25 protein-coding genes and 2 pseudogenes are annotated in these 25561 nt (G+C 63.1%); 3 read left to right on the top strand and 24 right to left on the bottom strand.

Translation table 11 applies throughout. The features are described from left to right. Nucleotides 1-28 precede the first annotated feature (28 nt). The 22 genes and pseudogenes from AVME950_RS21260 to AVME950_RS21155 form a co-directional block, all read right to left on the bottom strand. Nucleotides 29-277, bottom strand: a pseudogene (locus tag AVME950_RS21260) (EexN family lipoprotein); the annotation flags it as partial. Between the two features lie 10 nt (nt 278-287). Next, entirely contained in the window at nt 288-1025 is a 738-nt protein-coding gene (gene trbJ / locus AVME950_RS21255) for a P-type conjugative transfer protein TrbJ (RefSeq protein ID WP_284431330.1), read from the bottom strand. Further along, the gene (gene trbE / locus AVME950_RS21250) at nt 1022-3460 is read right to left on the bottom strand and encodes a conjugal transfer protein TrbE (protein WP_284431329.1); all 2439 of its coding nucleotides are present in this window, start codon (nt 3458-3460) and stop codon (nt 1022-1024) included. The genes trbJ and trbE overlap by 4 nt, the downstream gene beginning before the upstream one ends. 12 nt (nt 3461-3472) lie before the next feature. Beyond that, complete coding sequence (locus tag AVME950_RS21245) at nt 3473-3754, bottom strand: VirB3 family type IV secretion system protein (RefSeq protein ID WP_284431328.1); 282 nt, start codon at nt 3752-3754, stop codon at nt 3473-3475. Next, on the bottom strand, nt 3751-4092 hold the full coding sequence (locus AVME950_RS21240; RefSeq protein WP_284431327.1) for a TrbC/VirB2 family type IV secretion system protein: 342 nt from the start codon (nt 4090-4092) through the stop codon (nt 3751-3753). The genes AVME950_RS21245 and AVME950_RS21240 overlap by 4 nt, the downstream gene beginning before the upstream one ends. Next, nucleotides 4089-5051 (bottom strand): P-type conjugative transfer ATPase TrbB, encoded by a 963-nt coding sequence (gene trbB / locus AVME950_RS21235; protein WP_284431403.1) that lies wholly within the window; start codon nt 5049-5051, stop codon nt 4089-4091. Before trbB ends, AVME950_RS21240 begins: the two co-directional genes overlap by 4 nt. Before the next feature lie 89 nt (nt 5052-5140). Continuing rightward, nucleotides 5141-5650, bottom strand: a complete 510-nt coding sequence (locus AVME950_RS21230; RefSeq protein WP_284431326.1) for a CopG family transcriptional regulator — start codon at nt 5648-5650, stop codon at nt 5141-5143. Continuing rightward, entirely contained in the window at nt 5647-7638 is a 1992-nt protein-coding gene (locus tag AVME950_RS21225) for a conjugal transfer protein TraG (RefSeq protein ID WP_284431325.1), read from the bottom strand. The genes AVME950_RS21230 and AVME950_RS21225 overlap by 4 nt, the downstream gene beginning before the upstream one ends. A gap of 282 nt (nt 7639-7920) precedes the next feature. Further along, nucleotides 7921-8808 carry a LysR family transcriptional regulator gene (locus AVME950_RS21220; protein ID WP_284431324.1) on the bottom strand — a complete coding sequence of 296 codons (888 nt, stop codon included), beginning with the start codon at nt 8806-8808 and terminating at the stop codon, nt 7921-7923. Between the two features lie 832 nt (nt 8809-9640). Next, nucleotides 9641-10726 carry a PepSY-associated TM helix domain-containing protein gene (locus AVME950_RS21215; protein WP_284431402.1) on the bottom strand — a complete coding sequence of 362 codons (1086 nt, stop codon included), beginning with the start codon at nt 10724-10726 and terminating at the stop codon, nt 9641-9643. A gap of 5 nt (nt 10727-10731) precedes the next feature. Continuing rightward, a complete protein-coding gene (locus AVME950_RS21210; protein ID WP_284431323.1) occupies nt 10732-13137 on the bottom strand; it encodes a TonB-dependent siderophore receptor in 2406 nt (801 codons plus the stop codon). Between the two features lie 160 nt (nt 13138-13297). Beyond that, the gene (locus AVME950_RS21205; protein WP_284431322.1) at nt 13298-14353 is read right to left on the bottom strand and encodes a FecR domain-containing protein; all 1056 of its coding nucleotides are present in this window, start codon (nt 14351-14353) and stop codon (nt 13298-13300) included. A 14-nt stretch (nt 14354-14367) separates the two neighbouring features. After that, nucleotides 14368-14877, bottom strand: a complete 510-nt coding sequence (locus AVME950_RS21200; RefSeq protein WP_284431321.1) for a sigma-70 family RNA polymerase sigma factor — start codon at nt 14875-14877, stop codon at nt 14368-14370. 672 nt (nt 14878-15549) lie between these two features. Further along, nucleotides 15550-17493 carry a DUF3363 domain-containing protein gene (locus tag AVME950_RS21195; RefSeq protein WP_284431320.1) on the bottom strand — a complete coding sequence of 648 codons (1944 nt, stop codon included), beginning with the start codon at nt 17491-17493 and terminating at the stop codon, nt 15550-15552. A 501-nt stretch (nt 17494-17994) separates the two neighbouring features. Further along, nucleotides 17995-18528: a S26 family signal peptidase gene (locus tag AVME950_RS21190; RefSeq protein WP_284431319.1), complete on the bottom strand. Its 534-nt coding sequence runs from the start codon at nt 18526-18528 to the stop codon at nt 17995-17997. Continuing rightward, nucleotides 18525-19055, bottom strand: a complete 531-nt coding sequence (locus AVME950_RS21185) for a DUF2840 domain-containing protein (protein WP_284431318.1) — start codon at nt 19053-19055, stop codon at nt 18525-18527. The genes AVME950_RS21190 and AVME950_RS21185 overlap by 4 nt, the downstream gene beginning before the upstream one ends. Next, entirely contained in the window at nt 19052-19324 is a 273-nt protein-coding gene (locus tag AVME950_RS21180) for a chromosome partitioning protein ParB (RefSeq protein WP_284431317.1), read from the bottom strand. The genes AVME950_RS21185 and AVME950_RS21180 overlap by 4 nt, the downstream gene beginning before the upstream one ends. Then, nucleotides 19321-20073 carry a ParA family partition ATPase gene (gene parA, locus AVME950_RS21175; RefSeq protein ID WP_284431316.1) on the bottom strand — a complete coding sequence of 251 codons (753 nt, stop codon included), beginning with the start codon at nt 20071-20073 and terminating at the stop codon, nt 19321-19323. The genes AVME950_RS21180 and parA overlap by 4 nt, the downstream gene beginning before the upstream one ends. A gap of 215 nt (nt 20074-20288) precedes the next feature. Further along, a pseudogene (locus AVME950_RS21170) lies at nt 20289-21104 on the bottom strand (replication initiator protein A); the annotation flags it as partial. Between the two features lie 25 nt (nt 21105-21129). After that, entirely contained in the window at nt 21130-21435 is a 306-nt protein-coding gene (locus AVME950_RS21165) for a helix-turn-helix transcriptional regulator (protein WP_284431315.1), read from the bottom strand. 92 nt (nt 21436-21527) lie between these two features. Continuing rightward, nucleotides 21528-22064, bottom strand: a complete 537-nt coding sequence (locus AVME950_RS21160) for a DNA -binding domain-containing protein (protein ID WP_284431401.1) — start codon at nt 22062-22064, stop codon at nt 21528-21530. Between the two features lie 13 nt (nt 22065-22077). Beyond that, the gene (locus AVME950_RS21155; protein ID WP_284431314.1) at nt 22078-22329 is read right to left on the bottom strand and encodes a transcriptional regulator domain-containing protein; all 252 of its coding nucleotides are present in this window, start codon (nt 22327-22329) and stop codon (nt 22078-22080) included. Between the two features lie 291 nt (nt 22330-22620). Here AVME950_RS21155 and AVME950_RS21150 point away from each other — a divergent pair, with 291 nt between their 5' ends. Then, a complete protein-coding gene (locus AVME950_RS21150; RefSeq protein ID WP_284431313.1) occupies nt 22621-23319 on the top strand; it encodes a P-loop NTPase family protein in 699 nt (232 codons plus the stop codon). A gap of 75 nt (nt 23320-23394) precedes the next feature. Here AVME950_RS21150 and AVME950_RS21145 read toward each other — a convergent pair whose 3' ends face one another. Next, a complete protein-coding gene (locus AVME950_RS21145; protein ID WP_284431312.1) occupies nt 23395-23736 on the bottom strand; it encodes a DUF2958 domain-containing protein in 342 nt (113 codons plus the stop codon). 212 nt (nt 23737-23948) lie between these two features. Here AVME950_RS21145 and AVME950_RS21140 point away from each other — a divergent pair, with 212 nt between their 5' ends. Continuing rightward, complete coding sequence (locus AVME950_RS21140; RefSeq protein ID WP_284431311.1) at nt 23949-24248, top strand: helix-turn-helix domain-containing protein; 300 nt, start codon at nt 23949-23951, stop codon at nt 24246-24248. A gap of 99 nt (nt 24249-24347) precedes the next feature. After that, nucleotides 24348-25133 carry a hypothetical protein gene (locus AVME950_RS21135; protein ID WP_284431310.1) on the top strand — a complete coding sequence of 262 codons (786 nt, stop codon included), beginning with the start codon at nt 24348-24350 and terminating at the stop codon, nt 25131-25133. Here AVME950_RS21135 and AVME950_RS24330 read toward each other — a convergent pair. Further along, entirely contained in the window at nt 25090-25278 is a 189-nt protein-coding gene (locus AVME950_RS24330; RefSeq protein WP_349817245.1) for a DUF2958 domain-containing protein, read from the bottom strand. The genes AVME950_RS21135 and AVME950_RS24330 overlap by 44 nt on opposite strands. Nucleotides 25279-25561: the final 283 nt, after the last annotated feature.

Raw genomic sequence — 25561 nt, 5'->3', positions numbered from 1 at the left:
TGGCCTCATTGCCTTGCCAGAACCCGTCGGGCGGTGATGCAGATGGCGTGTACTTTGGACCGCCGCTGCCGAAGAAGCGCCTGCGCGTGGCCTCGGCTACCGCATTGCATTGCGCATCGCCCAGCTTGGCATGGTCGGCTTTGCACTGCGAACGCAGTTCCTTCAATCGCTCAGGATTGGCGATCAGCGATTCGACGGATTCGATAGGTGCTGGCTTGCCACAGGCCGCCAGCATCAGCGCCGAGACCGAAGCCGCAAGGATGAAGGGCTTGTTCATGGTTCGCCCTTCACTCGCTATAGAAGTTGACGGTGGCGGGCGTATACGGCGTACCCGATCCCGTGAAGCGCCGCCGCACCTCGCGTGCACGCTCCTGCACAGCAACCTGCCGCGCCTGCTCCAGCGCCACCGCGCGGTCCTGCGTGATCTGCAACTGCTGTGCCTGCATCGACTGTCGGGCCTGCAGCGCCAGCAGTTGATTGGTTGCCTGCGTCGCCTGCAGGGCACCCACGGCCGACTGGCTCCGGTTGACCAAGTCCGTCAGCGTGGATTCGTCGGATGCGAAGTTCTGTACCGCCTGTGCCTGCACCTTGGTGGCGGTGCGCAGCGCGTCAAGTGAGTTTGTCCAGCGCTTGCGCGCGTCGAGAACCATCTGGGCACTGGAAACAGTTCCACTGAACGACTCGGGATAGAGCTGCTGGAACTGCGTCTCCATCTGCTGCACGTTGAAGGCCAGACCCTGGGCCTGCTGAATCAAGCGGTTCGTCGCGGACAGCGCGGCGCGCAGCTCGTTCAACGCGCTGAAGTCCAGGCTGGTCAAATTCTTTGCCTCATTCATCAGCGACTGCGCTTGGTTCTGCAATTGCCTGATCTGGTTGTTGATCTGCTCAAGCGTGTTGGCTGCGGTCATGATGTTCTGCGCTAGGTTCGTGGGGTCGATAACGACCCATTGCGCATGCGCCGACGGCGCGAGCGCGATCAGCGAAGCTGCCGCTGCGGCAATGAGGGATCTGCGAAGGTGCTTCATGGCGATTTCTCCTGCGAATTTGAGGAAGGGAATGGGAAAGAGGGGATGAGGTCCGCCGCCCAGTCGAGGCCGTGACTGCGCAGCCAGGAGTCGGCAAAGGCGTCAGGGCCGGCATCAACGAGTACGGCGTCGATGGCCCGTTGAGCCTCGGGTGACGACGCGCCTGCAAAGGCCAGCGCCACCGGCCCGAGTCCAAGGTCGAAGACGCGGTTGCCGAGCCGCGATTGGTAGTAATAGTCGCGTTTGGGTTGCGCCGTCGCGACGATCTCGATCTGCCGGTTGTTGAGCCCGAAGCCCTCGTAGATCGAACGGATCTGAGGTTCGGTCGCCTGCGGGTTGGGTAGGAAGATGCGGCTTGCGCAGCTCTCGACGATGGCGGGTGCGATGGATGAGTTTTGAATATCGGCCAGCGACTGCGTCGCGAAGATCACCGAGACGTTCTTCTTTCGCAGCGTCTTGAGCCACTGGCGGATACGCGCGGCGAAGACCGGGTCGTCGAGGAAAAGCCAGGCCTCGTCAAGGATCAACAACGTCGGCGCACCGTCGAAGCGCTCGTCGAAGCGAGAGAACAGGTAGCCCAACACGGCCAGCACAGCGGCCTTGCTCTGCATCAGCTCTTCCATCTCGAAGCACTGCACGGAACCCACGCCCAAGCGATCCAAGTCAGCATCTAGCAGCTTGCCGTGCGCACCGCCGAGCACGTAAGGCTGCAGCGCCTGACGCAAGGCGTTGGACTGCAGCAGCACCGAAAGGCCCGTCATCGTGCGCTCCTCGACGGGCGCGCTGGCCAGGCTGTTCAGCGCCGACCAGATCGCATCTTTCTCGGGCGGTCCAACGACCACGCCTTCGTGCACCAGCCGGCCCTCGATCCATTCAGCCGCCCACGTTCGGTAGCCGTTCTGATCGATGCGCGCCAGCGGCTGGAATGCAATGGCGCCGTCCGTTCCGAGGTCGTAGTGATCGCCGCCCAATCCCAGGATGGTCGCGCGCATCGAGCGGCCCATGTCGAAGGCGAGGATCTGAGACCCTGCATAACGCCGGAATTGCAGCGCCAGCGTGGCCAGCAGCACCGACTTGCCCATGCCCGTCGGCCCAACCACCAGCGTGTGGCCCACGTCGCCGATGTGCGTGATTAGCCGGAAAGGCGTCGCGCCATCGGTGCGTGTCACGATCAACGGCGGGCCATCGAGATGCGCGTTCTTCTCCGGCCCCGCCCACACCGCTGAGACCGGCATCATGTGCGCAAGATTCAACGTCGAGACGATCGGTTGACGCACGTTCGCATAGGCATGGCCCGGAACGGAGGAGAGCCAGGCATCGACCGCGTTCAAGTTCTCCGGAATCGTCACGAAACCGCGTCCCTGAATGGCGCGTTCTGCCTGCCGCAGCTTCGCGTCGGCCGCGGTCGCATCCACATCGAACACCGTTACCGTTGTCGTGACGTAGCCGAAGGAAACCTGGTCGCTGCCTAGCGCCTGGAGAGCCGCATCGGCATCCGATGCCTTATTCGATGCATCGGTATCCACCAGCGGAGATTCCTGCTGGAAGATCGTCTCGCGCAGCAGTGCGACGATGTTCTTGCGCTTGGCGAACCACTGGCGGCGCAGACGCGTCAGTTCTTTCTCGGACTCGGCCTTGTCCAGGCAGATGAAGCGCGTGGACCAGCGGTACGCGAAACCCAGGCGGTTTAGGTCGTCTAGCAAGCCGGGCCAGGTCGAGGTCGGAAAGCCGCGTACCGTCAGGACGCGGAGATGAGAACGGCCCAGCATCGGCGCCAGCCCGCCCACAAGCGGTTCGTCGGCAAGCAGCGCATCAAGATGCAGGGATACCTCGGGCACCGCCACTGCATGGCGGCGCGTAGAAACGCAGCCGTGCAGGAACGTCAGCGTTTGCGCATCATCGAGCCAGGCAATCTCCGGCATCACGCCGTCGAGCAGCCCGAAGAAGCGCTCGGTTTCGGACACAAAGGTGTCCAGCCGATCACGCCAGTCCACGCCTTCATTCTTCTGGTTCTCGTAGAGCAAGCGCCCTGCGCGCGCACGGGACTCCTCGGGCGGCAGGTACAACAGCGTCAGGTGGTAGCGGCTCTCGAAGTGGCTGGCGTCTTCTTCGAACACGGCGCGACGTTCCTCGTCGACCAGCCAGGACAGCGCCTCTGGGAATGACGACTGGGGGTAGTCCGCGGCCTCGCGCCGCTCGGCTCCGACGAACAGGGCCCAGCCCGAGCCAAGCCGGCGCAGGGCGTTGTTGAGGCGCGCCGACGTAGCGACAAGTTCGCCCTGCGTCGAGCTGTCCAGATCCGGCCCGCGGAAGCGCGCCGTGCGTTGGAACGCGCCATCTTTGTTGAGTACAACGCCGGGCGCGACCACGCCCGCCCACGGCAGCCAGTCGGCCAGTTGCGCCGGCCGCTTGCGGTATTCGGTGAGGTTCATCATCGTGATTCCCTCTCACACGTCCAGCAGCGCACGGTGTTTGATGTGCCGTGTGAAGACCTGCAGGAACTGCGGGTCCAGCCGCGCTCCCCAGACTGCGAGCGAATGGCCGACGATCCAGAGCGCGATGCCGGGCAACCAGAGCTGCAGCCCGAGACCGACCGCTGCGGCCAGCGTGCCGTTGGCAATCGCCACGGTGCGTGGCGCGCCGCCCATCAAAATCGGCTCGGTCAGAGAGCGGTGCAGTGGTACCTCGAAGCCCGGTGCCGAGCCATGCGTTGGTGCAGAGGCATTCATGCCAGTACCGCTCCGCCGGTGAAGCTGAAGAAGGTCAGGAAGAAGCTCGAAGCCGCGAACGCGATCGACAGCCCGAAGACGATCTGGATCAGCTTGCGGAAGCCCCCGGACGTGTCGCCGAACGCCAGCGCGAGCCCGGTGGCGATGATCACAATCACCGCCACGATGCGGGCCACCGGCCCCTGGATCGATTCGAGGATGGATTGCAGCGGAGCTTCCCACGGCATGCTGGAGCCGGCCGCGTGCGCCGGCAGCGCCACCATTGACAGTCCAAGCAGGAGCGTCGCAGCAGTGGCAACGAGCAGAAGAGGTTTTACGGAAGTACGCAGATTCGTCATGTCGGTTCTCCTGTGGATGACGGGTTGGGGGAAATTGAAGGAAAGCCAGGCCTGAGCGAGGTATCGAGCTGGTAACCGCGGCTGTCGAAGCCGATGACGCGCGCGATCTCGCGCACACGGCGTGCATGGCCACGACCGGCGATGAAAACGATCACGTTGACGGTCTCGGCGATGAGAGCGCGCGGGACGGTCACGCTGACCTCCTGAACGAGCTGTTCGAGACGGGTGAGAGCACCCGATGCGGAGCCGGCGTGCACGGTGGCGATGCCGCCGGGATGCCCGGTGCCCCATGCCTTGAGCAGGTCCAAAGCCTCCGAACCGCGTACCTCGCCCACAACAATGCGGTCCGGCCGCAACCGCAAGGTGGCGCGCACCAGATCGGCCATGGTGCTGACGCCGGGCTCTGTGCGCATGCCGACGTGGTCGTCGGAGCGACACTGCAGCTCCACCGTGTCCTCAAGGATCAGCACGCGGTCGCGCGTCTCTGCGATCTCATCAAGGAGTGCGTTGGCGAGCGTCGTCTTTCCGGTGCTGGTGCCACCCGCGACGACGATGTTCAGCCGGTCACGCACGGCTTGCCGCAGGAAGCTTGCCTGCTCGGCCGTCATTACACCGTCGTCCACGTAACGCGCGAGGCTCATGATGCGCAGTGCCCGCTTGCGGATCGCGAAGGATGGCGCCCGCACAACGGGTGGCAGCACGCCCAGGAAACGTTCGCCTGTCTCAGGCAACTCGGCGGAGAGGATCGGCGCACCTGCGTGCACCTCGGTGCGTACGTGCGCAGCGACCAGACGGATGATGCGTTCGGCTACCGGCGCAGGCAGCATGGTGCCCGTTGGGACGCGTCCGGTGCCGAGCCGGTCCAGCCACAGCGATCCATCGGGATTCAGCAGCACTTCAACGACCTCCGGATCGTCGAGCGCCGCGGCGATCTCCGACCCCATGGCCGTGCGCAGCATGCGGATGCGGCGGCCAGCCGACTCCCTGCCGTCGTGGCCGCTGCCGACATCGCCTGCCGTGCCACCGGCTGTTGCGTCTTCGATGCGCTTCATGGTGTTTCTCCTTCGCTGGGTAGAGAGGCATTGCCCGCAGGAGTCGCCTCTCCTGGAGAAAACGATGGGTGGCCCTCTCTTGGTGGTGATACCGATGAATCCGGTCCGATCTCCTGATGGATCTCCCGGACCAGGCTGCGCCCGCGCTGGAGGTGACGGGTGAGCTGCTCGATGAACTGGGCATAGCGGGCACGGCCCTGCGCGCGCATGGCCTCCTGCTGGTGTTCGGGCACCGGCAGGGCCACCGTCAGGTAGTGGCGCAGGTAGAGCGCCACTGTCTCGATCAGAACTCCCTGGTCGCGCTCCAGCCGGTCAAACTGGCGCGAGAGCCGGTCCAGGCGTTTGGCCAAGGCTGCTTCACGCTGGTCCATGGCATCGGGCGACAGGAAGGACGCGAGCGCCGCCGCAATGACCGACGACTTCGACGCGCGGCGGTGCACGGCGAAGTCTTCAAGGCGCTTCGCGTGCTCGGGCTCGATGAAGACGTTCAGGCGAGCACGGGTCATAGCGGGATCCCGTCGTCCGGGTCCATGGCGGCAAGGCGCGCAGTGCGCATCGACTGCCGATCCACGTCCTGCGGTCGCAATGGCACATCGTCCTCGTCGTCGAGCACCAGCAGGCCTTCGTCATCCGGCAGTGCAGGCAGGTCGGGCATCACATCCAGCTCGGGCTTGATCTGGTGGCCGCCCTCGTCGGCAAAGCCTCCCCCTTCGTCGTCGGAGGAAGCATCGGGCACCGCGAGCGGCGCCAGCTCGCTCCAGTCGTCGGGCCGCGCCGTAGGCCGGTCCGCATATACACCAGAAGCCAGCGCCGGCGCCGGCGACACGCGTGCCGTGAAGTTCTGATCCTGGTAGAACCGAAGCTTCTTGGCTCTGATCGGTGGATGGCCAGAGACCATGACCACGGAATCGTCAGGTGGTAGCTGCATCACTTCGCCGGGCGTGAGCAGAGGGCGCGCCGTTTCCTGCCGCGACACCATGAGGTGCCCCAGCCACGGCGCGAGCCGATGGCCAGCGTAGTTGCGCTGCGCGCGAAGTTCAGTGGCCGTGCCGAGCGCCTCGGAGATGCGCTTGGCCGTGCGCTCGTCGTTCGTCGCGAACGCTATGCGCACGTGGCAGTTGTCCAGAATCGAATGGTTCTGACCGTAGGCCTTGTCTATCTGGTTCAGGGACTGCGCGATCAGGAAGGCACGCAATCCGTAGCCAGCCATGAAGGCCAAGGCGGACTCGAAGAAGTCCAACCGGCCCAGCGCTGGAAACTCGTCGAGCATCAAGAGCAGCTTGTGCTTGCGCGCTATGCCGTCAGAGCCATCGAGCGACTCGGTGAGGCGCCGACCAACCTGGTTGAGGATCAACCGGATCAGCGGCTTGGTGCGGCTGATGTCGGATGGCGGCACGACCAGATACAGCGACACCGGATGCTCCGCCGAGATCAGATCGGCGATCCGCCAGTCGCAGCGCGACGTGACCTCGGCCACCGTGGGGTCGCGGTACAGGCCGAGAAAGCTCATTGCGGTGGACAGAACGCCGGAGCGCTCGTTGTCGCTCTTGTTGAGCACCTCGCGTGCGGCCGACGCAACGACAGGGTGCGTCTGCTCCCCGAGATGCGTCGTCGTCATCATCCGATGCAGCGTCACCTCGAAGGGGCATGCCGGGTCGGACAGAAAGTTGGCGACGCCCCGTAGAGTCTTGTCTTCACTCGCATAGAGCACATGCAGGATGGCTCCGACAAGCAACGCGTGGCTGGTTTTCTCCCAGTGATTGCGGCGCTCCAGCGCGCCCTCCGGGTCGACCAGGATGTCCGCGATGTTCTGTACGTCGCGGACTTCATGCATGCCACGCCGCACTTCGAGCAGCGGGTTGTACGCAGCGCTCTTCGCGTCGGTTGGGTTAAACAGCAGGCAGTGGCTGAAACGCGAGCGCCAGCCGGCCGTGAGATTCCAGTTCTCGCCCTTGATGTCGTGGATGACGGCGGAGCCGGTCCAGGACAGCAGCGTGGGGATCACGAGGCCAACACCTTTGCCCGAACGCGTGGGGGCGAAGACCATCATGTGCTCCGGGCCGTCATGCCGGAGATACGCGACGACCTTCCCGCTCAACTTGCCGAGGAACACGCCCGCATCGCGGACCAGGCCGGCCCGCTGGATCTCATCTTCGTCGGCCCAGCGGGCGGATCCGTAGGTCGTGACGCGCTTCGCCAGCCTGGAGCGCCACACCGCCATTCCGATGGCAGCGCAGGTGGCGAGCATTCCGCTCGATGCGGCGATGGTGCCGCCACGCTGGAACACCTCCGGCGCGTAGGCGTCGTAGAAGTACCACCACTCGAAGAGCTTCCACGGTTCGTAGATGGGAGCACCGGAAACGTCGAACCATGCGGGTCCGAGTCGAGCCTGATGGCCGAGCGCATGCGCCGTCCATTGCGTGGCCGCCCACACACCGCCGAAGGCAACGCCCAGCACCACGAAAATCTGTCCGAACAGGATGCCTGTGGGCATCGTCCACCTCCTTCACGTCTTCATTCCGTCCTTGATTGCGTGCTGAAGCAGCACGCGCGTGCCGCAGCGGCACAGCGTGCTCAAGTCTGGAATCGGATCGCCACGATGCCCACCCATCCAGGCGTGGTGCGGCGTACGCTGGCGGGTACGCGAAGACGTAGTTGGCTGGCCCTGATCAACGCGGCACGCAGCCCGTCGAGTGCACAGCATCGCGAGGGAAGTGCCTTCTGTCCAAAGCCGATGGGGCGGCGCACCGTCGTGATGCGCCGCTCCTTGTAAAGATCAGTTCAAACTCTTTGCGTGTGTCAGAAAACGTTGCAGTTCGTCGCTCAATCCGAAACGCTGGTGCTTGTGCAACACGTAGGTGACGATGCGTTCTTCTTCCTGCAGTGGCACAGCAACGATGTCTTCGCGGCGCAGCGTGGCAACGTGGTCGATATCGACCAGCCCAATGCCCATGCCGGCCGCGATACGGGTGAAGTAGCCGGTGAGGCTACAGGCTTCACCCGCAATCGTGAGCTGCGGTCGGTAGCGCTGAACGATGGCTCGCATCTGCTGCAAGAGCCCAGGTTGCCGGTCCGCCTTGTAAGAGATAAATGGGAAGGACAGCAGGTCGGTCAGGGCCAGCATCTCGCTCGACGCCAATTCATGCCCGATCGGCAACAGCGCCACCAAAGGAAAGCTCCAACCAACTTCTTGGGCAAGAGCCTCATCGTCCGGCAGACCGAAGGAGATGCCGACGTCGATCTCTTCACACCGCAACGCCACCGCCATCTCGTCAGCGGTCAGATCCGACAGTTCGAGTGGTGTCTCGGGCGCCAGCGCCTGCCAACCGGTGAAGCACTCTGACAGTTTCGGCTGGGCAATACCGTCAGCCACACCGATGCGCAGTGGTGCGCGGTAACTCGCATCGGTTGCGCGTACAACGCGCCGGGTGCGTTCCAGCCGGACGAACAGCTTGTGCGCCTCCTTAAGCAGTCGCGCACCTGCGGGGGTGAGGCGCAGTTTGCGCGGCATGCGCACGAACAACTGCACGCCCAGTTGGTCTTCCAGATCGCGGATGGTGCGCGACAGCGGCGTCTGATCGATGTGAATGCGCTCGGCAGCGCGACGAAAGCTCAGTTCTTCGGCGACGGCGATGAATTGGCGTAGATGCCGCAACTCGATCATCTGCGCCTCGCCGCGAACTGGATCAACAGTACACAGCAATGGCAGCAGATCGAGTGGTGCATGACGGGGGCTCCTTGAATGGATCAGGCTGTACTGGTACAGCTAAATGGTCCGATGGTTGAAATGGAAGAATAGATTCGAGGTGAATAGATGAAAGCGTGCGCGCGAGCGGCCGGCACAGTCCAAATGGGCAATCACGGTTTACGCTGCCACGTGGATCCTCTGCTGCTCAAGCGATCGATCGCAACCGCATCTGTGTACGACGCCTACGTTCTTATCCCGACAACTTGTTCGCGCGACCCGGCAGTGGTCCAGAACGTCGACAATTGTGTCCGCCCGTTGGTCCTGAACAGGATCACTCCTGTAGCTGATGATATTGAACGGCACGACATCACATTCTTGTCATCCAGCAAACTCGCGTGCATTCGTCGCGCGATCTAATCTCTCGTTTACACGAGGAGCAAGCCGTTCGCTGCTTCGCCGTTCGTGGAAACTGTGAAACTGGGTAGCAGAGGTTTGGAGTGGTCAGCATCGGCGTCTGTAGCAGCGTCGGTACACGGCTGACTCGTTCTTCAACGCCGTCATTGGTCTCGCATGCCAGACATTGATGCACGTGCATTTTTCCTCACTAGCCTCTGCAATCCATGCGCGCTCAACCAAACTGGCGGCGCCAGCATGCACCAAGACCCAACATCCCACAGTCCATCTGCAACTAGGCCGACCACCAGGCCTGCGGCGCTACAAGCCGCCAGTAGTACAGGGATGCGAAAAACGCTCATGGCACGGACGTCCTTTGTATTGCTCGCCGCCTGTTTGCGACGTGTTTGCGCCATCACAGAAATAGACCACTGCCGAGGACAACTATGGTGATGCAGTCCAGCAGCGCCCAGAGCACTTTGAGCGGCAGACCGCCGTAGTCCCCGAAGTGCAGGGGCTGCGACAGCGCTAGTGCGGTCAGATACCATGGCAGATCGGGACTGTCCGTCACTTCGGTAGTCGATGCATCCACCAGAACCGGCTTCACTAAGCGCGATGTCAGCGGTTCATCACCTCGCAAGAAAACGCCGTAGTGATGCGGGCTAGTGAAGTCTGTACCCGGAAAGGCGACGAACGCCAGCGTCATCCCCGGCACGGCCCCCTGCGCATGCTTCACGGCGCTCTGCAACGACCCAAGCTGGTGGTTGGGCACCGCCCTCTCGTGGGCATGACGCGCCGTCGCATGCGCGAGCTCGTCTCGCTGATACAGCTTGATCAAGAGGTCGGCCCAAGTGTTGACGACGCCCGTGGCGCCGACTACTAGCGCCCATGTCACCGTGACGATACCTAACAGATTGTGTAGGTCTAGCCATTGGATGCGCGATGACCGCTCCTGCCTCACCGTACCAAAATCGCGCCCACGCATGACCGGTGCGTAGAGCACCACCCCAGAAACCAAAGCGACCAGCAGCAAAATACCCATGAATCCCAGAAAGAGTTTGCCTGTGAGTCCCAGATAAAAGTCCGTATGCAACTTGTACATCAGCCAAAGAAAGCCTTCGGTGAAACGCGGCTCGGCCAGCACCTGCGCGGTATGCGCATCTACCGCCACCGACTTGCGTCCCTGCGTGGCGTGAGGCGCGCTGCCCATGGTCACATACCAGAACGTGTCATCGTCGAGCTCACGCGCCAGGAACTGAACGACCATCCCGGGCTGGCGCTCACGGGCAGCGCCAATCACCCGATCAAGGTCGGCCTTTGGCGAGCCTTGAGCCACTGGCGGTGGATGGATCCCGAGCCCGAGCAGCCCCGAGAGCTCGTGATAGAAGATGAGTGGCAAACCCGTCAGGCACATCAGCAGTACGAAGACGGTGCAGACGAGGCTGCTCCATTTGTGCGCCCAGGTCCACTGCCGCAGGCGCTGCTGTCTCGGCGTGCGCATGGTGCTCACCAGCGCAGCGTGGCCGTGGCCTTCAGGCTGCGGCCCGGACCGTACCAACACCGCGTAAGCCAGCAGTCGTAGGTGACTTTGTTCGTGAGGTTGCCAACGTTCAGGGCAAGCCGCCAAGAATCGAGTTCATAGCTCATCGCTGCATCCAAAATGGTGAAAGCCGGAACCATGTAGAAGCCCGGCGCGTCGGCACTCGGACGCTTGCCGACGTAGCGCGCGCCGACGCCGAATCCGAGCCCGTTCAGGCTGCCGCCACGGACTTTGTAGTCGGCCCAGGCGGAGGCCGTGTGGCGCGGGATGCCCTTAGGCGTGTTGCCGACGTTGCCGTTGTTGCTCTCAGCGACTTTGGCATCGATATACGTGTACGCGGCCATCACGTTGAGCGACTTGGAGAGTTCCGTCTTCGCTTCCAACTCAAGGCCGCGGGAGCGATAAGCACCTGTCTGGACCTGGCCGAACGGATGATTGACCTGATCGGGATCGGCCGTGAGCACGTTCCGCTGCTTGAGGTCGAACACGGCGACGGTGTAGAGGCTGTTGCTGCCCGGTGGCTGGTACTTAACCCCGACCTCGTGCTGCTTGCCTGTACGCGCCTTGAACGGCGCGCCGTAGTTGTTTGGATCGAGGGTCGGGGTGAACGAGGTAGCGATGCTCGCGTAGGGAGCAACACCGTTGTCGAACAGGTAGGTCAGCCCGACTCGTCCGGTCGTCTTCTTCTCCGAAATGGTGGTGATCCGCGACTCGAGCCGGTCGTCGATCTCGTGCTTCGCCGTATCCCAGCGCGCACCTAGAGTAAGCAGCCAGTGTTGACCGAATTTCGCTTGATTCTGCAGATACAGGCCCAGTTGCCGTGCGGCGGTCTTCTGATCGGTGTCAGGCGTTGCAGGAAGCGCGAAAGTGGTGCCGTAGACCGGCGCGAAGATATCGATGCCGGGCGAGGAGAAGCCGAAGTACCGCAGCTCGTCCAACTTGGTGGAACGATAGTCCAGCCCGACGAGCGTGGTGTGCTTGGCGCCCATTCCTGTCCATTCTTTCTGCAACTGGTTGTCGATAGCGGTCGACTCAGCGTTGCCGAACGAGCCAAAGGCACCCCGCCTCAACATACGGCGCGATGTATCGCTGGTCAGCAGCCCCAGTCCATAGGCAGTCTGGTAGTCCACATCGACCTTGCGCCAGCGCGCGTTCTGGCGGAACTCCCAATCGCCGTCGAATCGATGCTCAAATTCATAGCCTACCGAGTGCTGCTTCTTCTTGTAATAGTCGAAGCTGGGCTCACCTCCGTTGGTGTTGCGGGCAATGGTGCCGCTCGGATTGGGCAGTTCGATACCTGACGCAGGCAGAAAGGCGGACGTTCCGCCACTGTGGCCCAGATCGTCGGCCATGGTGCTCGCCAGCAGGGTCAGCGAGGTTGCCGCCGATGGCTTCCAGGTCAACGCAGGCGCCAAGAATATTCGGTTGTCTTCGACGAAATCAATGTCGCTGTCGCTCCTGCGTGCGAGTCCCGTGAGCCGATAGGTCCATTCACCGCTCTCGCCTACCGGACCGGCCAGATCTATTCCGATTTGCCTGCGCTGATGTGAGCCGATCTGGAATTGGATCTCTCGAATCGGATCCGATGTCGGCCGCTTAGACACCATGTTGAGCAATCCACCGGTGGAGCTCTGCCCGAACAGCATCGACGAGGGCCCTCGCAAGACCTCGATACGCTCCATGCCGTATGGCTCGCTGGTGCTCACCCCATAAGTGGTCGATGGCATTGCAAGGCCGTCCAGGTAGAAGGATGCCCAGTCAAAAGGGAAGCCGCGGAAAGTCGTCAGATCTTCCCGAAAGTCTTGTGCGGGCGACGGCGTCACGCCGACCGTGTAGCCCACGGCCTCCTTGATGCTGCTGACCGCACGCGCCGCCAGTTCGTCGCTGGTGATCACGGAGACCGACTGCGGTGTCTCCACCAGGAGAGAATCCGTCTTCGTTCCGGTCGCACTGCGCTTGGCGACGTATCCGTGGACGGGCCCGGTGGCCATTTCTTTGTCGACGTTGGCCGTGACGGTGATCGGCGCAAGGGTGGCGCCCGCTGCTAGCACCGGCATCGCGCGCACGACATAAGCCCCCCCTGGCGTACGCGTTGCCTCCAGTCGGTGAGCCAACAGCAGCGCTTCAAGGCCCTCCTCCACTGTGCGCTGCCCGATCACGGCGGCCGCCTTCCTGCCGCTCACGATGGTTGGATCGAAGGACAGCGTGATGCCGGCCTGCCGGGCGAATGCATTTAGGGCATCCTCCAGGCTGGCGGCCGGCACGTGGAAGTTTGTGCGCATGGGTTCCACGACCTGTGCATGCGCCCACGGTGCGGACCATCCGACGCCGAGGGCCGTGCTAAGCACGAGGTTTCGGATGACGACGACCATGCTTGTGCGGCGTCTAGTGAATGAGGCGGGCCTGTGGCGCACAGCGCCGACGGATGGCGAAGCGGAACAAGGGTGCGACATGATGGGGATCCTTTCGACTTGAGGTGATTCACCCGTATGCCGAATAGCACTTCCGAAACCCGTAAAGATTCGGAGAAACTCAGCGCGGCCCCGTTACGACTAACACATTGTCTTGTCCGCGGACCGCTCGCACGGGGAGCGTTCGCGTCAGCCCGTCTATTGCTTGTCCCACCGGATCGGATCCTTCAAGCTGGAACACGCCCGAGACGCGCAAGTTTGCCACTGCGGGATCGCAGCGCAGCGGTGCTTCTTGGTAACGCGACAGTTCGGCCACGAAAGCATCGAGCCGCATCTGCTTGGCCACCAGCACACCCTGTGTCCACCCTGCAGGGTCGAAGCTTCGGTCATCGGCGCGGCGCACCGGGGTGGCGTTGCCAACGCGAATCACCAAGCTGTCGCCGGCATTGGCGACGAACCGATGGCCCGACGCCAGATGCACGGCCACCTGCCCTTGGATCATGTGCAGGCGGGTCTCGCCTTGGCTCTGACGCACGCCGAACCGAGTGCCGATGGCTTCCAATCGTGCTTCGACCGTTTCCACCCAGAATGGCCGCCTACCGGCGATGGAAGGAGCATCGTCGCCGGTGTCGATGAACAACTCACCCCGCTGCAACACGATCAATCGGCGCAGCGTTGAGAACACCACGCGGACCTCCGTGCCGGTGTTCATCTGAAGCCGGGTTCCGTCCGGCAGCAAGACGCTGCGGCGTTGGCCGACGTCGGTGGCGTAATCCGAACGCTGTTGCCACGGTGCTAGACGAAACGCCAGCGCGCCCAGCGCCGAACCGATCACACCCAACCCCAGCAGCTTGACCGCAGCTCGGCGCCTCTTGCCCTTGGCCTGCATGTCCTCTGCCGCCGCCAATGTGTGGAGCGCCAGTGGGCCAACCCCGTCTGGGATAGAGTGAAACGCCTGCTCGACTGATTGCACCTGCTGCCAGGCCTGCTCGTGGACCGGGTTGGCTCGCCGCCACGCGTCGCAAATGTCGCGCTCATGCGTTGGCACAGTACCCGATGCGAGGCGAACGGCCCAGGCGATGGCCTGCTCCAGCGGCTCCAGTGCCGGCTCGTGCTGCCCTTCCTGGGGGACAGAAATTGCATCCGCATCATCAGCCGATCCTGCGTCCAGAGTCACGCCGACGCGCCGCATCAGGACATGGGGCGAAGCGCCAGGCAATGGCGAATCGCACTGGCCATGTACTTCTCCACCGAACTCAGGCAAACGCCCAGTTGGGTGGCAATCACGGGATAGCTTAGGCCCTCCAGGCGGGAGAGCAGGAAGGCGGCGCGCACCTTGGGCGGCATTCCATCCAATAACGAATCGATCCGCGCCAGTGCCTCAAGCAGCAAAAGGCGGATTTCTGGGGAGGGGGCCTCCTGATCGGGTAAAGCGGCTAACGCCTGCACGTAAGCTCGCTCGAGCGATTGGCGCCGCACATGGTCCACCGCCAATCCGTGAGCGATCGTGGTCAGCCAGGCACGCGGCTCCTGCGCGCCTAGCGCTCCGTGCGGTCTGCCCAGCACGCGCACAAAAGTGTCATGTGCCAAATCGGCGGCATCTGCCGGATTGCCGAGCTTGCGCAGCAGCCATCTCCGCAACCATTGGTGGTGGTCGCTGTAGAGTATTGCCACATCGAGCGTCGTGCTGCCAGCTGACATATAACGTCTATGAAAAACATCAATTATTGCGAATGGTTCTCATTATATGAGTTGCTATGAGTCAACTTGGTGGCGTATGGCTGATCTACCACAACTCAGCACATCGTACGTTTGGTAGGTTTGCAACCACGCTACAACTGTCAGCGGCTGCTCAGTGGCATTGACGGCATCGTACCCATGGCCTCGGCGCGATCCAATTGGAAGTAAGCCGTTGACTAGTCACTGCAAATCTGCAGGAAATACATGTGACCAGAATTCATAGGCCAGCGTGCGCTTGGTCGACCTTCCAGCACGCGGTGCACCGTCGATGGCGCCTGCTATGCGCTCGGCTCAAGATTGCGCGGTCACTGAAAGACGCTCGCCAAACGTATGCCCGTAAGCGCTCTATCGTGGTTCCGCAGGAGGGCCAAATGTGGGTGTAGTAGCGAGTGCTACGAATTGCGCATGTAGCTCATGATCGGAGTTACCAAGGGTGGTTGCGCGACGTAGCTCTTTGAAAGCCTCTGTAACGCAGTGAGCACGGAACGGCGGCATGAACTGACGGGCAAGTCGGGTCTGCCGAGATTGCCGCGCTTGAACAATGTTCGGCTGCATCCGGCGCTCATCGGACGTCGCGCCCGCGATGCCGACCAGACGCTCGCATTGGCTGCAGTCAATTGGCGCACGCCACGGTCAGATAGAGAGGCCTGGCCGCCTGCCAAGGTTCCAGGTGACGGATGAACCGCGCACCATGGCGCTGACCTGCTGACCCAGCCGTTGCTCGATCACCGGCCGCCAAGGCACCAAGCTGAAACCAATGCCATCGTCGAGCATGGCGAAGCGCCCGCTGGCGAGTTGAATCGACTTGCTGTAGGTGCCGCTGGCTCGCTGCCCGTCCTGCAGAGGGCGGTAGGTATGGCCGGTCTGGTCCTGCATTGATTTGCCAACAGTTGCCAATTCACGGTCGCGCAATGTGCCCAGCAAGTTACGCGCAAGGACCACGCGCTGGCCTCGGCGTTCCGCCAGCCCGCGCTCGGTAAGGAAGTCCAAGCGGGATTGCATCGCATCGCGCACCTGCGCACCGAAGCCCTGTGCAACGATACCGCCATCGGCCACCAGATTACGGTCGAGCCAGGTCGCCCCGACGGAGCGTACCTGCTGCTCAATGGGCAGGTGCGACTGCAGTTCGATCACCCGGCCCGTAGATGTTTGCGCATCGTGTTGCAGCGCCTTCTGCATCAAGTCAGCCGGAATCTTCCAAACACCATCGGCGATGCGCTCGACCACCCCTGAGCGGCGCAATGATTCCAACCGGCGCACATGGATTTCGACGGTAGCCTGCGGATCGTGATTTCCAGCGTGCTGAAGCTTGGCCAGATGACTGACCATGCTGTAGATGCCATCCTTTGATTCCGTCAGGACGTTGCGATCCACCGCCTTCTCCTGCCCCGGCAGCTTAGCCTCGACAATGGCTTGCATCGGCAACTCGGACAGATCAGCACCAGTTGCCAGCTTCAAGTAATGCGCCCGGCCGTCAATGCCATCGACCACCAAGTAGCCGCGGTCGTTCAGTTCGTCGGCCAGTCCCTTTCCAGCGATGCGACCGATGACGCGCGCATCACTGGCGCCATCCACGTCATGCACCACCAGTTCGCGCTGCTGGCCTTTAAGTGCGCGGCGCATCGTATCCAGGGCGTCCTCGCGCTCGCCAAGGGCGTTGAGCGTGGACGCCATGCCGGGTTGCAGCGTCCACCGGTTCGCATCCATCCGTTCGACCAGCCCCATCCCTTCAAGCTGCTGCAGCCGCGCTCGCAGCACGTTCTGGCGCTGCCTATCCGGTGGATTGCCTGTGAGATCGATGCCGTCCGGGCCGGCCTGCCGGATCAACGTCCGGTCGAGGCTGGTCAGCCGCTGCTGGTCCACTTCGCGCAGCAGGCTGTGCCGCATTTCCGCCTCAGTACGCGGCCCCAGCCACTCTGTGGCGATCTCGCTGGCACGCATGCGCATGCCGTGCGCCATGTAGTCCGGCGCTATCACCAGATCCTCTTTGCCGGCGGTGCGCCCATTCAGCACGATGTGGGTGTGCGGGTTGTCAGTGTCCCAGTGGTCGACGGCCACCCAGTCCAGTCGGGTTTCCAAGTCGATCTCCATGCGTCGCATGAGCTGGCGGGTGAAGCCCTTGAGGTCTTCCAGCTCCTGCCCGTCTTCCGGCGAGACGATGAAGCGGAACTGGTGGCGGTCGCCACGGCCACGCTCCTGGAAGGCCTTGGTGTCGGCCGCGTCGGTGTCCTGCCCGTAGGCCTGGCCCTTCTGTCCATCGCGCGTGACGCCGTCGCGCTCGATGTAGCGCAAGTGAACCGACACAGACTTCGGACTGGCGCGCCGGAGCACCACGAAGCGGCTCTTGATGATGACGCGTCTGGCGTTTGCCCCCAAGCGCTGACCAGCCATGGTGGCGGCGACGCGGCCCCGGCCGAAAGTGTTGGCGGGCCGACCGGCGTTCTTGCCGGAGCGCTTGGCGCCGGCCTTCGAAACCTCCTTGAGCACCTGCGAAATAAAGCGCTGCGAACGTGGTCCGGCGCGGGACTTCGGCGCCGCGGGTTTGACACGAAAGCGGTCATCGTCACGGCTGGCCATGGCGAAACCCCGAGCGCATCGTGGCGCACGCCATCGCAAACGGCACGCGGCAGACGCCGCAGCCATGCGGATTCCCGTGTCTGCAAGGCACACACGAGACCCCTCGCGGTGCCGCGACAAACCCACGTGCAGACTGGCTTTGCGGGGCACGGCGTGCCACCCCCTTTATCTGGCCCAATGCCTCCGTCCCCCGCATACGCTCCCGACTCCGGCTCCCATACCGCCCATGCGCCAGCCGCGCACGGGGTGCGCAGCGCAGCCTGCAGGGCAGCGCGGGTGCAGCGGAAGCTGCACGCTGGCACCTGGCCCCCTGCACGTTGGAATGCGGGCGAAACACCGTCTCGGCCGCAGTTCGGCGGAATGGTTGGTCTTCGGCCGGGCGCGGAATCGGTGCGCGAACGGTGCAGGCTCGGCGCATGCCTGTACACATGGCCGGTGACCCATAGGACGCGGGTGCAACGCGACAACCGTGTCCAACTGGATGAGCAACTAGGCACGACATCACGGTACGCTCCATGTCCACACTGGCGTCGCAATTCCGAGCACGGCAGACGCGTCGATGGGACCGAAATACCGGCTGTCGAACGACGCCGGGTTCGTGTCGCTAAGCAAGAACAGTTCGTTCTCGTCAAGGTCGCGACATTGCGCCCATGGGGTCAGAGTGCGATGTGCGCCATCGTGCAAACGAGCAGTTGCCACGACTACGCCATCAATGCGCACAACCTGGTCCCGGACGCACACCGACTGCGAAGCTGCTGCGCCGATGCGCTTGAGGATCGGTACGCCCGCAGGGAGATAGCCGCGTTGGGCCGCCATTGCAGCCACGGCGTCGGGAAGCCGGGCCAACACGATGCTGCCAACGCGCAGCAGGTCAAGTTTTTCAATGGGGTCGATGCGATACCAACCGCGTGCGACGCTGGCACTCGGGTTGTAGACGATGCGCTTGTGAACCTGCCACACGACTGGTGCGCCGAGCGCCATCAGAGCACAGCTCATGCAGACCAGCAACGCGCGCCGCGTCATGGTCGGCGTCATCGCAGCGCTCCGCGCACAAGATGCGCTGCATGACGCTCCGCCGTGTACATCGGCAGCGGCTGACGCGCTGCCAGCCGGTTGCCGACCGTGCGCCAATAGGCCGGCGCAGCATCACACGGTTCGACGCCAACAGCCTCGATGCTGTCGACCGATTCGAGCACCGCCTTGACCTGCGGCTCGCCATCGGCGCGCAGCAGGATGCTTGCGCCAGGCGACACGCCGGCGACGCGCTGCATGTCGTCGAGAGGCATTGGCGCCTGCAGCACCAAGAGCTGCCACAGCGCAGTGCCATAGTCGTTGCCGATCCATTTGATGCGGCAGCAGATCGTGCCCGGCGCGAGCACCGCAATGCGCCGCCAGCGGTCCAGAACGATCTCACGCACGGGCCTGCCGAAGCGCAGGTAGACGTTCACGCGATGCTCGACGAAGGCGAGCGAGACCTTCATGCGGATCGGCCGCGTCGGCAGCGCCGTCCGCGGCCACCGTTGCTCCGAAGTGAACGCAGGTCTTGCATTCGGCGTGTTCATGCCTTGCCCTCCAAGAACTCCCGCTCCAGCAACTCGCGCAGCATGTCAGCTGCCGTGATGCCGCGTCCGAACGCGATCATCTTGATGCGTCCGCGTAGTGCAGGTGTCACGTCGATGGTCAGGCGTGCGGTGAAGACTTGGCCCTTCGCAGGTCCAGCAGCCGCACTGTCCACGTTCTCCCGATGCACCCAGGCCGTGGCTGGATCGGCCGCCGGCCTGCGGCCGATGGGCGCCCGACGCGGCGTCTTCGATGGTGTCGGTGTTGTCATCCCAACGCCTCCCGCACCGCTTGCACGAGCGCCGCAACTTCGCGCGCGGCTGCACACTGCGGCGCCACTTCGCTCACCAGTCGGCCAGCCGCCACGCTGTCAGCGAACACGATGCGCTGCGAGATTTCTGCTTGAAGCGCTGGGAATGGCTGATCGACCAGCGCCTGCCTGGCCTCGCGCCCGATCACGGTGCCGACAACGCGCCGATTGATGACAAAGGCCGCGCGCAATGCAGGCCGGAAGACTCTCGCCTCCGCGATCAAGCCAACCATCTCCTGCGTCGCCCACACGTCGTAGGCACTCGGCTGCACTGGAATCAGCACCAGGTCGGCAGCCAGCAGCGCGGAGCGTGCGAGCGCCGCCACCCGAGGTGGGCCGTCAATGACGACGTAGTCTGCGTCCAGCGCAATCCCAGGCACTTCCCTGTGAAGCGTATCCCTCGACAATCCGAACACCCCGTATAGCCGTTCCTGGCCGCTTTGAGCGCGGCGTTGCGCCCAGTCCAGGGCGGAGCCCTGCGGATCAGCATCGAGCAGCGTCACGCGGCTTCCGTGCATCGCCAACTCGCCCGCCAGGTGAGTGGCGAGCGTGGTCTTGCCAGCTCCGCCTTTCTGGTTCAGCAGGGCGATGACCTTGCCGACGTGGGTGGTTGGTGTTCCTCGCCTTTCTGGAAAGCGGTCTTCGCTGCCCAAAAAATCAGCAACGCCACTTTTTTGAGCAGCATCGAATCGCACGCGCGTCTTATTCATTTATGTATCCCTTTAGATGTTTAAGGGGTCCCGAAACCGTTGCTGGGTGCGGCTTCCCGGCCGGTCGGTGCGGGCGATTCACCGATACTTCTGCGGGCGATCCACCGAGCGTCGTGCGGGTGATCCACCGAGCCCGTCCACACGGAATCCACAAGTTCTTCAACAGAAGTTGTGGATAAGTCACTTGAACGGGTCGCCGACGTGCTGGCGGCATCGGGACGGAAGAGCAGCCATTCGCTGCCACCACTACGCTCGATGGACAGCCGGTAACCCGGCAGCGACTGGCGCCGCGCGAGCTCGCGCACCTGCAGCGCGAAGTCGGACAGGCGCTGCAAACTACCGGACTTCAGGTGCAGGTGACGCATGTCGAATCGCCATCCGGCTGGCTGCCTGCCGCCATGCTTGCGCACCAGTCGGTATAGCCAGCGCTCGATGCCACCCGTGAGCTGAAAGTACGTCGGGTCCAGCGTGAGCACCAGAGCGTCATCCATCACCCCGGAGAAGAACCAGTCGGCCAGGATCAGCTCGATCCCGTCCGACCTGCCGTCGGGTCGCACGTACTCCTTCCATTCGTTGATCCATGAGAAGCGGTGAGTGCGGCGGACTCCATTCAGGCGTTCGCGCTGGCGCAGCGTTGTGGCGATGGTGGTGGACTGCAGGCGGTCAAGTGCGGCCCTGAGCGCAAGGTAGTCGCTGCGTCCGGTGCCGCGCTGCGCAAAGCGCAGGATTTCGTAGGGAGTGGCCACCATCAGCCGCGAGGGCGCGATGCCTTCCTTCTTGGCCTGGACGATCTGGCTCGCCGCCCAGATCAGCACATCAGCGTCCCAGATGGTGGCTATGCCGTGCTCAGGTACGCCTTCGACCGTGAGAGTGACGCCCCCGGCCTCGAAGAGGATCGGCACGCTACGGCGGGACTTCGCCAGGCTGAAGAACGGATAGGCCATCAGATCCTGCGCATCGCGCAACGCCATGTCGCCCGGCAGCGCGCGGAACAGCGTAAGCTGTTCGCGTTCGCCTGGGCGCTTGGACATCGCAGCTTTCTCCGGCTCAAGAGGATCAGCGAACCGAAGTGCGGACCACGTAGCCGGGGTCGGAGGTCATACCGAAGGTGTTGCTGTCGGCCCAGGCGCGCAGGTCCACGGCGGCGTACACGACGCGCGCGCCAAACTTGCGGAAGCGCGGACCACCACCGAGCACGCGTTGCTTCTCCAGCGTGCGAGGCGACAGCCGCAGGAACGCGGCCGCTTCGTCGGTGGTCAGGAATTCAGGATTTGCGGCGGCGGCTGGAACCTGTTGTGCCGCAGCGGGCTGCGGCGCAGCCGCTGCAAAGCCGCGCGAAGGGATCGAATGTCCGACTGCCATGAAGGCCTCCATCTCGGTGGATGGGCCGCAAACCATTCGCAGCCCGATGGAGGCAGTCTCGGGAACCAAGCCCGATCAGGGCAGGGAGAGATTCAGCGCAGACGTTCGTCTCCGGGGCGCTCCGCTGCGGTACGGCGCACACCTGCCAACGCGAGGTAGCCACCGTTCACATACGCCTCTGCACGTCGCAGCAGATGCCGCACCTGTGCGCGCAGCTCGCCATCCTCTCGCCAGCGCAGCACAACCTCACGGAGCCCAAACAGGACTTGGGCAACGTCACGGTGCGATGCGCCGGCACGCATGGCATCGAGCGCCTGCAGGGCGCGCAGATGCAGCAGCGCAGAGCGGGTTGCCGGTCGCGCTCGCGCCTCGGCAATCTCGTGGCCGTCCAACACCCGCGCCTGTGCATTGAAACCATCGAGCTGGCCACGCAGACGATGAGTCAGTGGCACGGCGCAGGCATAAGCCACGCCATCCTTGACATCGCCCGCTAACAAGAACTGAAGGCGCTGCACCGGCAGTTCGGCAGTCAATGTCAAATCGCCGCCGCCCAGCGCCAAGCGCTTGCGGCCGGGAACGCGCCACAGGTCGAACCCAGATGCCGCATCGGGCGCGCGCGACGCGCGCACCTGCAGCAACTCATCAGGTGACGAGAGCCATTGCGGATGCGCCTTTCGCGCATCCCTCCGTGGGTCTTCGACAACATCGCAACCCCCAGCGTTCAGCCCATACAGAACGTCGTCGCGCCGCTGTCTCGTACTCGTCCCGGTAGCGCGCATTGCGGCGCAGGTACTCCCACGCCAGCGCGGGACCATCCAGGTCCAACGTATAGAAATAGGCGGCCGATATGCCCCATGGGGCATGTGGCAGATCGTCAACGTTGCGCGTCGTCATGAAGCGGCTCCCTTTTGAGAAAGGAAGCTGCCACCGAATCAGGATCCGGGCATGGCTTTTGAAGCGCCGAGTGCTCGCGCGAGAAGCGACCCTAGGCTGCGACGGCTTGCGCCGAAACTTGCTAAAATTGCGCCGTGCCGCCCAACGTCGGCCCGCCCGCCCACGCTGGCGAAGCTGATTCAGCAACGTGGTCCGCAAGCCATTGCGGACGTGAGGCTGACTTTCATGGGTCTGCCGCAGGACTCGATGTGTGGGCGCATCGAATGTCAGCGGCTCACTTATGGAACGCACATGCCTGATTATTTCTCCGAAGCTCAGATCGAGCACTTCAAACGCGAGGCCAAGCAGCTTTGCCGAGCCTCCTCACTCATCACGCACAGCCAGGCGCTGGATCACATCGCGTTGGCGAACGGCCACCGCAACTGGTCGCTGCTGATGAGGAACGCGACCTCGCTGGACGTGGGGTCGCCCCCATATCGCTTCTCGCGGACCTCAGAAGAGATGCGCCTGGCGCTGCACAAGGTGCAGCTTCCCGCGCACAGTCGCACACCGCGGGTGGACGCAGCGCGCCAATCGGTGGCCGATCTTTCCCATCAGTTCATCTCAGCACACAACGCGGTCGATTTCGCAGTCGACTACATGAGATGCCTGCTCTCGGTGCCACGCTTCAAGATCTACGCCGCCACCACGGTCAACTGGGAGATGCGGTGCTGGCTGCCCTATGCGGCAAAGCAGCTCGGTGAGGACGACACGATCCTGGTCAACCGACGGTACAAGCCGGTGGGACAGATCACCGACGAATGGGCGGCGTACGAGTCCTTCCCGCACCTGCATGCCGGCCTCGATGCAGAGAGGCTCAAGGCGTTCTCGGCTCGGGCGACGAGCGAAGGTTTCCTGTTCAACGACGGGTGCCTGCCCTGGGCTTCCCGCCAATATGCTGGAGCCTATCTCCAACGGCTACTGCTGCTGCAGGCCGTGATGCGGGGCTGACGGTCAAGGGGGCGGGGATCTGCCGGCGCGCTCGTGGTGCCGGAAACAAAGACCGACACGCCAGTAGCAAACGCGTCAGTCGTTGATAGAACCGTCGCGAGCAGCGTCGGCCGCATAGGCCGACAGCGTCCGCTGCGGCTTGAAATGCGGATCGGCCCGAACGGGGATTCCGTTCGGCCCGACTATGGACGCCAGATCGGACAGGCGGATGTGGCCCAACTCCGGCACCCCCAGGCCCACGTCGATCAGCCCGTAGGCAGTGTCCCCATCGTCCGCTAGCTCTGCCAGCAGCCAGGTCGCATGCGCATCCAGCGTGTGCAGCTTCAGCACGGGCATCGGATCAACGGCATCTCCCCGGGCGCGCGCTGCGCCGTTGGCCAGCATTTCGCTGCGCTGCTGTTCGTTAAGAAAGGCCATGGACGTCAAGCTCCGGGAGCAAGGCCGCGCCGACAACGGGCGGCCGATGAGGGCATGGGTGGGAGCATGGATGCTCCTGCTTGTGGACCGGCGGGAGGGCATGTTTCCTGTCGCATCGAGATCACGAATTCTAGGCCGCACCATAGCGAATGAAATGAAGAGAGTTATCTTTAACGTGGTTTTAGTAGCCAGGCACAGCGACGCTTGGATCCATGCAAGCCAAGCGTGGAATACAGCGAGGAAGGCCTGCCGGTGCCACAACATTCGGTCCCGTGCCGGCGCTCGCCTTCGGCGCCGCAGTGCGCGCGATTCGCACCGAGGACGGCATTGCCCAAGAAACGCTTGCGCATCTCGCCGGTATCGAACGCTCCCACATGGGCAAAATCGAGCGCGGCGAGCACATGCCCACGTTGGCTCTGGTGTTCAAGATCGCACGGGCGCTGCAGCGCAGCGCGGGCGAGCTGGTGCTGGAAACCGAAGCGCGACTTCCGAAGGAAGATCAACGAGGTTGATTACTCGCGCAGACCGGCAGCACTCGGTAGATTTCGGGCGTCTTGGATCACGGTCTGGTCTGTCGTCAACGTCGGTGCAATCAATTATTCCGACAACAAATGATGACCCCCCTCAATCCAGAGCTGGAACAAGCGTGTAAAGACTACAGCCGATACATCGAGGCGATCTTTGGGCCAGCGATGACCCAATTGAAAACCAACATCGACGCTGGCCAAATGGAGCTGCATCAGGTGTTCGGGGCCAACCTGTTCGTTGCGCATGCGGTCGACTACATCCAGGCGATCCGCAAAGTTGATGGGATTCTGGAAACCAGAAAAGACCTAGTGCGGAAGTTCGATCAAACGTTCAGTGTGAATGGAGCACGCTTCAGCAATCGAAAGTTCGAGCTCATCGACGGCATCAACAACGCACTCAAGCACATCCGGCTCGATCCAAAACGGTATCGGCAGCTTGAGCAGCAGTACGGCCCGATTTCATTCCAAAGTCTGGTTGAAGAGAAAGGGCGGGTCCTGTGCATCCTCGATGGGTACCGGTTCGACTACGCACGCGTCGTGCTTCGGCCCGCATATCAAGCGCTGACGGGTTGGGATCTTTACGCCATTGATGACGTGTTGGAATTTGCCCGCGGCGGGTTTGTGGTGAGCGATTGGAGCCAAGACGATGCCCTCATGGCATCAGCCGATCCGGCTGATGCCCCAGATCAGATGATCGCCTACTGCAATCCCAACTGCGACGACTGCGGCGAAGGCGAACCCGACTGCTACTGTGCCGAGTTCGTCTATGACGGTGAGCAGGGACAGTTCGAGTCCAGATTTCGTGCCGATTTCGATTTCGATGAAGTCATGTCACGGATATCGGGCGCCTACCGCAGGGACGGAAACTAGCGGCAGACACAGCGGCAACACGCAGAGCGGTCAGCTCCGCCAGGCTCATCCAGCCCAGCGCCGAGAACGCCAGACTCAGATTGGCCAGTCCGAAGCGATGATCGTCGTCATGCGGATCGATGCTTGTGATCAGCCAGGATACCATCGCGCAGCGCACGCGAAGACCTTGACGGCGAGCGCGCTATATCACGGTGAGGCTCACAGCAAGCCAGCCTCAAACCGACCGCGCCTGGGAAAGCCCGCCGCGCAGACGTCAGTGATCGGCGCCCGCAGTGATGAGCCTGATTCAAAGCGCTCGACTCAATGGTCACTACCCGTACGCTAACTGCTGGACGTCGCGACGCGAAGATCGTGTCCAGCCTGGCTGGATCAGGAGCACTTTTGTCCATTTCGGATGCCTGCAATGTGAATGCAGGTGCTTCGCGAAA

It is taken from the genome of Acidovorax sp. SUPP950 (assembly GCF_030158935.1).
In the GTDB taxonomy this organism is placed as follows: Bacteria; Pseudomonadota; Gammaproteobacteria; order Burkholderiales; family Burkholderiaceae_C; genus Paracidovorax.
The sequence above is the reverse complement of the archived record's forward strand: the minus strand, read 5'-3'. Positions and strand labels throughout refer to the sequence as shown.